Source organism: Rhizobium subbaraonis, from assembly GCF_900220975.1.
In the GTDB taxonomy this organism is placed as follows: Bacteria; Pseudomonadota; Alphaproteobacteria; order Rhizobiales; family Rhizobiaceae; genus Mycoplana; species Mycoplana subbaraonis.
On the sequence record NZ_OBQD01000020.1, the window covers coordinates 89,010 to 98,700 of the forward strand.

The following is a 9,691-nucleotide window of genomic DNA, read 5'->3' on the forward strand; positions in this document are numbered from 1 at the left end:
TGCTATCGGTATGTGCGGCGAGGGAAGCGATTGCGGGGACAGATGGCGCGCAGGTCAGACAAGGCGACAGCGGACGGAATCGAGGCTTCGGGCGAGGATCGCGATCCGCTGCTGGTGCAATCGGTGGAGAAGGCCTTCAGGGTGCTGAGGGCCTTCGACGGCACGCGACCCAATCTCAGCCTGTCGCAGATTGCCGACGAGGCCGGTCTCGACATGAGTGCTGCGCAGCGCTTCACCCATACGTTGACGAAGCTTGGCTATCTCAGCAAGGACACCGATACGAGGCGGTTTGAACTGACCGTGAAGTCGCTGGATTTCGGCTATCATTACACACGGGCGAGCAGCCTGGTGGAGCGTGGCATGCCCTATCTTCTGCATCTCAGCAAGGAGACGGAGGAAACGGTCAACCTCACGGTTCTCGACGATACGGACATCGTTTTCGTCTCGCGCTTCATGAGCCGTCACGTGCTGAACAACGACGTCATCACCGGCACACGGCTGCCCGCCTATTGTACCGCCCCGGGGATCGCCATCCTCTCGTCCCTGCCGGAGAAGGACGCCTATGGGGTCCTGGAAAGGTCCCATCTTCACCCCTATACCCCCCACACCACTTGGGAGTTGGACGCGCTGCGGGAGAAGCTGAAAAAATCTGCGCTGCGGGGCTACGCCACCGCTTTCGAGGAATATTTTCACGGAGACCTTTCGGTCGCCGCACCGGTGCTCGACGCGAACGGAAAACCCTACGGTGCGATCAACATTGCGGTATCGCGCAGTCGCTACGCGCCAGAGGAAACCGAACAGCGGTTTTCCGCGCTGGTGACGGCCGCTGCACGATCCATCTCAATGGCCGGCGGCGCCCGAAGGTAAGTGACAGCGCAGGGCCCGGCGACCATCGTCTCCCGCTCTCCAGAGGCCGGGTTCGGGGTGACGGCGATCGAAGTCCGGTCGTAAAGACTGCCGATCAGGTGAAATGGAGTGGCCACCGGCCTGGGTGAACGGCAGATCGCCGCGTTGACCGCCAACCTTTTGGACGCGACGAGATCCGCGAAACAAGGTGGAGGCTTGCAGATCATGGCGAAACCATCCGCCGCCTCTGCAACCCTCCCCCCTCAATACACCGCTCGCCCGCGGAAGCTACTCCGCAAATACTCGACCGTCGAAGAGCTTGCGAGCCGTGCGCAGGAACGAGCACTCTTTCAAGCCACCCGGCGCATCCGCGTCGAGCAGCAGGAGAATTTCCAGGTTGCCGGTCGGATGTTCGACGGCGACCGTCTTGGCATCGCCGTCGGGAAGCGCGGCCAGGGCTGCGACGGGACTATCCGGGAACATGCAGGCCGTTGCCACGCTGAGCGCACCGAAGACCCCGATGGACGCGTGCACGCGGTGGGGAATGAAGCTGCGGGTCATGATGGCACCACCCCCGGTCGGCGGGGCGACGAGCGTCATCTTGGGAACGGACTTCTTCGCGACATCGCCAAGGTTCATCAGGGGGCCAGCGGCGAGCCGGATGCGTTCGATGCGCGCCCTGGCGGCCTCGTTCGCCTCCAGTTCCTCGCGGCTTTCATAGCCGGTCAGGCCGAAATCCGCAGCGCGCATCACAACGACGGGCATACCGTTATCGATCAACGTACAGGTAACACCCTCGATCTCCGTCGCGGCCGATCCAGTCGGCAGCAGGGCACCGCAACTCGAACCGGCGGCATCCGTGAAGGCAAGGTAGACGGGCGCCGACGATCCGGGCACCCCGTCGATGTGCGCCTCGCCGGCATAGACGGGTCGGCCGCCTTTCGTGCGGATGCGCGCCACGGCGGATTGCGCCGTGTTCTCCATGTAGATGCGGATGGCGGTTTCGCCTTCGCCGGCCTCCACCAGCCCGCGCTCGACGGCAAATGCGCCGACGCCGGCAAGAATGTTGCCGCAGTTCTGGCCGTCGCTGACGAGCGGTTGGTCGACGAAGACCTGGAGGAACAGGAAATCGACATCGAAGCCCGGGCGCGCCGAGGCCCGCACGACGGCCACCTTGCTGGTGAGAGGATCCGCGCCGCCGATGCCGTCGATCTGGCGGGCGTCCGGCGAGCCCATGATGCGCAGTAGGAGCCGGTCGCGTTCTGCCGGGTCCGAAGGCAGGTCGTCGGCAAGGAAATAGGCCCCCTTCGACGTGCCGCCTCTCATCATCATGCAAGGGATGCCATCCGGCGTCATATCCGTCACTCCTATCGATCTATGGTCCGGGTCAGGGAAGTGGAAGCTCGAGCAGCTTGCCGAAAAGCCCCCAGGCGATCAGCCAGAAGCCGGCGCCTGTCGCGAGCGCCCGCACCAGGGGCCTTTCGCCTGGGAAAAGCAGCGTCGCCACTCCCGTGCCGATGCCGAGGCAAAGCGCCAGCCCGATCCAGTTCGCGCTGAGTGCCACGGCGACGAAAATGCCGAGCAGGCCGGCCACGCGCGCCACGTCGATCTTCTCGCTCGACCCGCCGAAGTCGATGCCGCGCAGGACTTGAACCAGGTAGACAACCGAAACGACGAGCCCGAAGACGGACACCTGCATGGGCAGCGAGCCCGGCCCGACATCGCCGCGTGAATGGCCGGCCGGCAGCCCAAGGCTCATGAAGAGGAAGCCCGCATTCCAGGCGATGGCGATGCAGGCGGCGACGAGGTTCTGCCAGAAGTGCTTGCGGGTGGCCTCTCCCCCCGGCGCGGGGGAGAGATTGGAACCCGGAACAGCCGAAGCCTGGTTTGTCATTGGGCGTATCCGTTCGCCTTGAGGAACTCGAGCTGGCTGGCGAGATCGCTTTCGGCGCGTTCGGTGAATTCCTCCTCCTTCCAGTCGGGACTGTCCTGCAACTGCTCTGTCTGGAATTTCTTCCAGTCCTCGGAGGCCGTGACCTTGTCCACCGCGGCCTGGATGGTGCCGACGACGTCATCCGGCGTTCCGGCCTTCACGGCGATGCCACGCCAGACCGCACCCTCGACGTCATAGCCGAGCTCCTTGAAGGTCGGCACGTCGGGCAGGAATTCGCTGCGCTTGTCGGTGGAGATGCCGAGCAGCCGGATATCGCCACTCTTGACCTGAGCCAGTCCGGTCGACGGCGTCATCATCGCGGCGTCAATATGCTTGCCGAGCAGGGCGAGCGTCACCTTGCCCGAGGCGTCATGCGGTATCCAGCCGCTTTCGAAACCGCCCGATTTCATCAGCTGATAGAGCATGTACTGGTGGAAACCGCCGGGCGCATGACCGCCGACCTTCAGCCCGCTCGGATTTTCCTTCATGTATTTCACGAAGTCGTCCACCGACTTGAACGGACTGTCGGACAGGACAGCCAGCGAGGACGGCTCCGACTGCATGGCGCGCAGCATGCGGAAGTCCTTGAGTTCAAAGGGGATCAGCCCCTGGGCGATACCGAAGGTCAGCGTTCCGGTGAATACAAGGATATTGTAGCCATCCGCTGGCTGCGTCATGATCTGGGAAACACCGACCGCGCCGCTGCCGCCCGGCCGGTTGTCGACCTTCACGGTCCAGCCGGACTCCTTTTCCAGAAGCTCGGCCAGCTTGCGGCCATAGGTATCGAGCGCTCCTCCAGCACCCGCCCAGACCACCAGCGTCACAGCCTTTTCCGGGAAGCCTGCTGCGGCGGCAGGATTTGGCAGGGCGACGCTCGAAAGCGCAAGCGCCAGTCCCAGGGCCGCCCCGGCCATTCGCGTGCCGAACGTTCTTCTGTTTATCGTCATGTCTTCTCCTCCATTGATACGGTGTCTAGTGCGCCGCGCCGTTCGCCGTTCCTTCGAGCCGGCGCATGCGGCGTGCCTGGAGCCGGCGCCACAGCGGCGTCAGCAGGCTGACGAGGCTGAGCACGAGGAACAGCAGGCTGACGGGGTCGGTTATGAAAATCATGTAGTCGCCCTGCGAGGAAACCAGCGCCGTGCGGTAGTTGGATTCCACGAGGTAACCCAGCACCATGGCAAGGATGATGGGCGCGACGGGGAAGCGGAGCTTCTTCATCAGATAGCCGACCACGCCGAAGCCGAGCATAAGGTAGACGTCGAACATCAGGTTTCGGATGGCGAAGGCGCCGAGCACGGCAAAGGCCATGATGCCGACGGCGATGACCGCATCCGGCAGGCGCATCACCCGCGCCATCAGCGGCAGGAACAGGGAGCCCGCGGCATACTGCACCAGCGACGCGATGATCGTGCCGAAGAGGATCGCATAGACCAGCGACGGCGCTTCGGTAAAAAGCTGGGGACCGGGATGCAGGCCATGCATGATCAATGCGCCGACCATTATGGCGGTCGTCGGCGACCCCGGCACGCCGAGTGCGAGCAGCGGAACGAGTGCACCACCGACCGTCGCGTTGTTGGAGGCTTCCGGCGCCGCGATTCCGTTGGCCGACCCCTTGCCAAATTCCTGCGGATGGCGATCGCGAGCCCGCGCATAGTCGCGGGCGACCCAACAGGCGATGTTGCCGCCGACGCCGGGGAGAATGCCGAGCAGGGTGCCGATCACCGAGCCTGAAAGCATGGACCGCCAGGTCTCCTTCCACAGCGCGCCTGACATGAAGACATGGCCGACCTTGTCCTTGATGACAGGGGCTGCAACGACACGGCTCTCGATCATGGCAAGCGCTTCCGACACGGCGAAGAGACCGATGAGTGCGGCGAGGAACGGCACGCCTTCGTAGAGTTCGAACAGGCCGAAGGTGAAGCGCGGCGTGCCCGCGATCGGATCGATCCCGATCGTCGCAAGCGCGAGCCCGAAGGCCGCGCAGATAAGGCCCTTCACCAGCGAGCCGCCGGACAGGGCAGCGACCGAGGTGAGGCCAAAGATGCCGACGGCGAAATAGCCCGCCGGGCCGAATTTGAGGGCGAGCGATGCCAGCGGCATGGCCAGCAGCAGCAGGGCCAGTCCGCCGAACACACCGCCTACGGTGGAAGCGGTCAGCGAGATCGAGATCGCCTCGTTCGCCTTGCCCTTGCGCGCCATGGCGTAACCGTCGATGGCGGTCGCGGCCGCCGCCGCCGTGCCGGGTGTCGAGAGCAGAATCGCGCTGATCGACCCGCCATATTCGGCCGACGTATAAAGCGAGATCATCATCAGCATGCTGAGCTCGGGGCCGAGATTGTAGGTGAAGGGGATGAGCAGGCTCAGCCCGATCGACGGGCCGAGGCCCGGCAGGGCGCCGATGACGATGCCGAGCAGGGCACCGATGATGAGGACCGCCAGGCCCGAAAAGGAGAAGATGACGCCAAGCGACTGAAGAATGCCGTCCATCTCAGAGATCCTTTGCCAGGCGGCGCGCCAGCACTGGTACGAAACCGCGGTAACCGTCCGTCACGGCAAGGCCCTGATCCTTCATCGCCGCATGGGCGGCTGCGATCGTCTCGCAGGCGGCCCGCGACATGCATGCCTTCAACCCGAGCGTCTCGATGGTTTCGGCCGCCTCGGTCATCTCGGTCACCCGCCGTGCGCCATGTTCGAAGGTGCGCGACAGGTAGTAGTCCGCAACCTGTCGCCAGTCGAGCCCGGGAAAGGTTTGCCCAACGGAATCGAGGATGCGTTCGGTGACGCCGGCGCGCTCCGCCGAGGACAACGCCTCGATCAGGAGGGCTTCCACACCCTTGATCATGACGGAGCGGATCATTTTCAACGACGAGGCCTGTCCGGGCGTATCGCCCACGGCTTCGAGGTTCATTCCAAGCGCATTCAGCCGCTCGGCGACCTCGCCCGCCCGCTTGCCGGCAACCAGGATCGGCACCTTTTCCCCATACGGCGGTACGCGCGCCATGACGGCGCCTTCGACGAAGCTTCCCTTGCCGGTCGCGATCTCCTTTGCAGCCAGCGCCTTGGTGTCGGGACCGACGGAGTTCAGGTCGATGAAGATCGCCTGCTGCGAAAGATACGGCGCTGCCGACGCCGCGACGGCCTTGGTCGCCGCACCGACGACGAGTGACAGGACGACATCTGCCGAGGCGATACCGGCAATGTCGTCTAGCGGTTCGACGCGCCTCTGCGCGGCGATATCGCGCAGTGCGGCAGAAGCTGCCGGATCCTTGAAACGCAGGTCGTAGGCGGCAAGCCGCGCGGCGTTGCGGCCGCTGAGGCCGCCGGCGATGGATTGCGCCGCCTCGCCGAAGCCGATGAAAGCTATCGTGGTCATTCGTCCTCCCGTGCGGAAAAGGTTCCTCCACCTTTCCCGGCTTCCAATCAATCGATGTAGGTCAGCCCCTTTGCCGCAAGCGTCTCGCGCATCTTGTAGATGTCCAGGCCGAGTTCGCCGGCGGCAAGTCGCGCGCGGGTCTGCTGCTCCTTGTCGAGCCTTGCCCGCGATGCCTCCAGCGCAGTTCCCGCCTTGGCCCTCGGCACGACCATCACCCCGTCGTCGTCGGCGATGATGACGTCGCCGGGCGTGATCGCGGCACCGGCACAGACGATCGGAATGTTGACGGAACCCAGTGTCGCCTTCACCGTACCCTGCGCGGAGATGAAACGTGACCAGACGGGAAAGCCCATCGCCTCAAGCTCCGCGACATCGCGTACGCCGGCCTCGATCACCAGGCCGCGCACGCCACGCACCTTGAGCGACGTCGCGAGCAGTTCCCCGAAATAGCCGGCGTCGCACGGCGAGGTGGGGGCGACGACGAGAATATCGCCCTCGCGGCACTGTTCCACCGCAACATGGATCATCCAGTTGTCCGCCGGCGGGATCGAGACGGTCACCGCCGTGCCCGCAACCCGCGCGCCGCGCCAGATGGGGCGCATATGTGACTGCATCAGGCCGACGCGCCCCATGGCTTCATGCACCGTTGCCACCCCGCATTCCGCAAGGCCGTTCACGGTGTCGAGCGGTGCACGGTCGATCGTGCGATAGACGACGCTCATGCCAGTGCTCCATGGCCGAGCGTGCCCGTCACATGCGGGAACACCGCTTCATAGGCCTCGCCATAGACAATCTTGTGGTCGGAATTGCGAGAGGCCTGGACGCCGCGCTGGAGGGCCACCCGGGTATAATATTCCCAGAGGTGCTCCTGCCCCTCCATGCACTTGATCGCCGCCAGCTTCTTCTCCCAGACCTCGCTGATGTCCAGAAGGAAATTAGGCTTCCAGTTACACTGCTCCGGCTGATGCGGCTCGAACAGATAGACAGGCGGGGCACCGAGCACCGGCGTCTCGGGCTTATGGCCATGCGCCTGGGCGATGACCCGCGCATGCTGGGCGAACTCGGTCGCCATCGGATGGTCGAAGTTGTAAGGATCCTGCCGCGAATGCGTCAGCATGAATTCCGGGCGGAGGGCGCGATAGAGATCGACCAGCCGGTCGAAGGCTGCCGGTGTGACCTGCATGGGATAGTCGCCGAGATCATAGAACTGGATATCGTGGACGCCGAGCGCCCGGGCCGCATTTTCCGCCTCGCGGCGGCGGTCCGCTTTCACGGCCTCAAGAGTCATGCCGGGCTTGCGCCACAGCTTTGCCGACTCGCCCCGCTCCCCGAACGACAGGCAGACGACGGTGACGTCGTAACCCTGCCGTGCATGCGCCGCGATCGCGCCGCCGGCCCTCCAGACGAAGTCCGCCGAGTGTGCGCTGACGACGAGTCCGGTCTTGTTCTGCATATCCATGCTCCTCCGATTTTCGATGGCGACACTGGCACCGATCGGGGGCACGGTGCTAATACGAAAGCTGCGCCGTGTTATAGCTTTTTGCGAATCCGTCTTAGGGAACAGCATGATCGCCACTAACCTCAACCTTCGCCACCTGCGTCTCTTCATGCAAGTCTGCGCGACCGGCAGCCTTAACCGTGCCGCGGCCGAACTGAACGTGTCACAGCCTTCCGTCACGGTGGCGTTGGCCGGCATCGAGGCCCACTTCGGCACCAGGCTCCTCGACCGGTATGCCGCTGGCAGCCAGCCGACGGCGGCCGGCGAGGTGCTGCTGGCCCGGTTGCGCCGCATGGACGACCAGCTCAGCGCCGCGCTCGGCCAGGCTCTCGGCGCTAGTTTGCAGCGCGACCCGGCCCTGCTTTCCAAGGCGCTGGCCCGCATCGGCTTTCGCCAGATCGAGGCCCTGATCGCGCTTTCCGGCAGCGGCTCCATAACGGAGGCCGCCCGCAGTGGCGGCGCCTCGCCCGCAGCGCTGCACCGGACCCTTCACGAATTGCAGGCGAACGTCGGAAAGGCGATCCTTGTCCGCAGCCCGAGCGGCGTGGCGCCGAACGCGGTCGGCCAGAGGCTCGCCATGCGGTGGCGCGTGGCCCTGACCGAGCTTGAACAGGCGGTCGATGAATTGCGGGAACTCGAAGGCCGAATGGAGGGACGCATCAAGATCGCCAGCCTGCCACTTGCCCGCACCCTGTTGCTCGCCCGCGCGATCAACCCGCTGCTGGCGGCCCATCCCAACGCCCGGGTCGAGATCGCCGACGGGTCCTACGAGCTCCTCTCCCAGCAACTGCGCATAGGCGCAAGCGACATCCTCGTCGGCGCACTGCGCTCGGGAAACGATCTTGCCGGCCTGAGGACAGAAGCGCTGTTCGACGATCCCTATGCGATCGTCGGGCGGCCCGGGCATCCCCTTCTGGCGCGCGATCTTGAGGCGTCTCTCGATGACCTTGCGCGGCAGGAATGGGTGGCCCAGCGACCGGGAACCCCGATCCGAGCAGCATTCGACGCCTTGTTCGAGAAGTGCTCCACCCCTCCCCGTGCCAGCATCGAGACGAGCTCCCTCGTTCTCACGCGCGCCGTGATCCTGGAGAGTGACCGCCTGTCCATGCTTTCCCGCCGACAGATCGCCATCGAAGAACGAGAGGGCCTGCTCAAATGCATCCCCGTTGCCGAGGATGTGCGCCATCGTCTCGGCACGCGGACGATTGGCATCACCATGCGCGAAAACTGGCTGCCGAGCGGGCTGCAGTCCCGTTTTCTGGAGCAGCTGAGATCGCAGCCAACTCTGGCCGATTCTTGAGGACAGAGAGATTTGGTTCTGGCGCACTATCAGTGTGTGGGTTGGGTGATCTCAGGTTAACCGCGGGTGAAAGATTTGCGACCACCTCACTGTCACGAGCCACTGCGCTTTCCGCTGAGCCCGCGTCTGGTCGAGGAGATGCTGCTGGAGCGCGGTGTCGCCGACAAGGTCCGCTCTTGTGGCGCTGCACGGCGCCAGATCACCCCGACGGTAGAGCATCGATCGCACAAGGTGCTGAACAACCGCGCCGAAAACTCGCGCCTTCCGCCGCGGAAGCGGGAGCGGGTGATGCAGCGGTTCCGTTCATCGACTGCGTTGCAACGTTTCGTCAGTCGTCTCGCGGTCCGAAATCTCTTCCTCCCAGCTCACCTGAAAAAGGCAGCCATCGACGTCCACCTGCATCGTCTCAGGGCGATGGCACATCGGAGGGGCGTGACCGGGACAACCATATGATCATTCCGAGGCTGTCGGCTGTGCACTCGTCCCGATTAACCTGAGATCCCCAAGCGTCCGCGCTCCGTTTGGGCAACGCCCGACGCCGAGCCGCAAGCGCTCCGCCGGGCGGCAAGCGATCCGATGAAAAGGCTGCAGGGAGCGCCCCTGACGGCCGCTCCCTGCTTTCGAATGATGCAATGCATGCTGCCGTTACAGCAGGAAGTCCCCTTCCTTGAGGTTCACGAGGCTGTCGATGTGGATGACGAAGTCGGCCTTGCCGTCGCCGTTGACGTCGCCATAGACGTA

9 protein-coding genes and 1 pseudogene are annotated in these 9,691 nt (G+C 64.5%); 3 read left to right on the forward strand and 7 right to left on the reverse strand.

Translation table 11 applies throughout. The annotated features are described in order from the left end of the window. Positions 1-42: 42 nt before the first annotated feature. Positions 43-867, forward strand: a complete 825-nt coding sequence (locus tag CRO48_RS25055; RefSeq protein ID WP_097142493.1) for an IclR family transcriptional regulator — start codon at positions 43-45, stop codon at positions 865-867. Between the two features lie 267 nt (positions 868-1,134). Here the strand turns inward: CRO48_RS25055 and CRO48_RS25060 are convergent, their stop codons facing one another. From CRO48_RS25060 to CRO48_RS25090, 7 genes are read right to left on the reverse strand one after another with little or no spacing between them, the layout of a single operon-like run. Next, positions 1,135-2,202: a 4-oxalomesaconate tautomerase gene (locus CRO48_RS25060; protein WP_097142494.1), complete on the reverse strand. Its 1,068-nt coding sequence runs from the start codon at positions 2,200-2,202 to the stop codon at positions 1,135-1,137. Positions 2,203-2,233: 31 nt separating this feature from the next. Continuing rightward, positions 2,234-2,740, reverse strand: a complete 507-nt coding sequence (locus tag CRO48_RS25065) for a tripartite tricarboxylate transporter TctB family protein (RefSeq protein WP_097142495.1) — start codon at positions 2,738-2,740, stop codon at positions 2,234-2,236. Next, positions 2,737-3,726, reverse strand: a complete 990-nt coding sequence (locus CRO48_RS25070) for a tripartite tricarboxylate transporter substrate binding protein (RefSeq protein WP_176526886.1) — start codon at positions 3,724-3,726, stop codon at positions 2,737-2,739. The genes CRO48_RS25065 and CRO48_RS25070 overlap by 4 nt, the downstream gene beginning before the upstream one ends. 25 nt (positions 3,727-3,751) lie before the next feature. Then, a complete protein-coding gene (locus tag CRO48_RS25075) occupies positions 3,752-5,266 on the reverse strand; it encodes a tripartite tricarboxylate transporter permease (protein WP_097142496.1) in 1,515 nt (504 codons plus the stop codon). Position 5,267: 1 nt separating this feature from the next. Then, a complete protein-coding gene (locus CRO48_RS25080) occupies positions 5,268-6,152 on the reverse strand; it encodes an NAD(P)-dependent oxidoreductase (RefSeq protein ID WP_097142497.1) in 885 nt (294 codons plus the stop codon). A 47-nt stretch (positions 6,153-6,199) separates the two neighbouring features. Continuing rightward, positions 6,200-6,874: a 4-carboxy-4-hydroxy-2-oxoadipate aldolase/oxaloacetate decarboxylase gene (locus tag CRO48_RS25085; protein WP_097142498.1), complete on the reverse strand. Its 675-nt coding sequence runs from the start codon at positions 6,872-6,874 to the stop codon at positions 6,200-6,202. Then, complete coding sequence (locus tag CRO48_RS25090) at positions 6,871-7,605, reverse strand: PIG-L deacetylase family protein (protein ID WP_097142511.1); 735 nt, start codon at positions 7,603-7,605, stop codon at positions 6,871-6,873. Before CRO48_RS25090 ends, CRO48_RS25085 begins: the two co-directional genes overlap by 4 nt. Before the next feature lie 112 nt (positions 7,606-7,717). Between CRO48_RS25090 and CRO48_RS25095 the strand changes: the two genes are divergently transcribed. Next, a complete protein-coding gene (locus CRO48_RS25095; protein WP_097142499.1) occupies positions 7,718-8,950 on the forward strand; it encodes a LysR family transcriptional regulator in 1,233 nt (410 codons plus the stop codon). Between the two features lie 123 nt (positions 8,951-9,073). Continuing rightward, positions 9,074-9,403, forward strand: a pseudogene (locus CRO48_RS25100) (IS6 family transposase); the annotation flags it as partial. Between the last annotated feature and the right edge of the window lie 288 nt (positions 9,404-9,691).

Coding starts and splice junctions, on each gene's coding strand:
- CRO48_RS25065 (WP_097142495.1), bottom strand. CDS start 2,740: ATGACAAACCAGGCTTCGGCTGTTCCGGGTTCCAATCTCTCCCCCGCG.
- CRO48_RS25070 (WP_176526886.1), bottom strand. CDS start 3,726: ATGACGATAAACAGAAGAACGTTCGGCACGCGAATGGCCGGGGCGGCC.
- CRO48_RS25060 (WP_097142494.1), bottom strand. CDS start 2,202: ATGACGCCGGATGGCATCCCTTGCATGATGATGAGAGGCGGCACGTCG.
- CRO48_RS25080 (WP_097142497.1), bottom strand. CDS start 6,152: ATGACCACGATAGCTTTCATCGGCTTCGGCGAGGCGGCGCAATCCATC.
- CRO48_RS25090 (WP_097142511.1), bottom strand. CDS start 7,605: ATGCAGAACAAGACCGGACTCGTCGTCAGCGCACACTCGGCGGACTTC.
- CRO48_RS25075 (WP_097142496.1), bottom strand. CDS start 5,266: ATGGACGGCATTCTTCAGTCGCTTGGCGTCATCTTCTCCTTTTCGGGC.
- CRO48_RS25085 (WP_097142498.1), bottom strand. CDS start 6,874: ATGAGCGTCGTCTATCGCACGATCGACCGTGCACCGCTCGACACCGTG.
- CRO48_RS25055 (WP_097142493.1), top strand. CDS start 43: ATGGCGCGCAGGTCAGACAAGGCGACAGCGGACGGAATCGAGGCTTCG.
- CRO48_RS25095 (WP_097142499.1), top strand. CDS start 7,718: ATGATCGCCACTAACCTCAACCTTCGCCACCTGCGTCTCTTCATGCAA.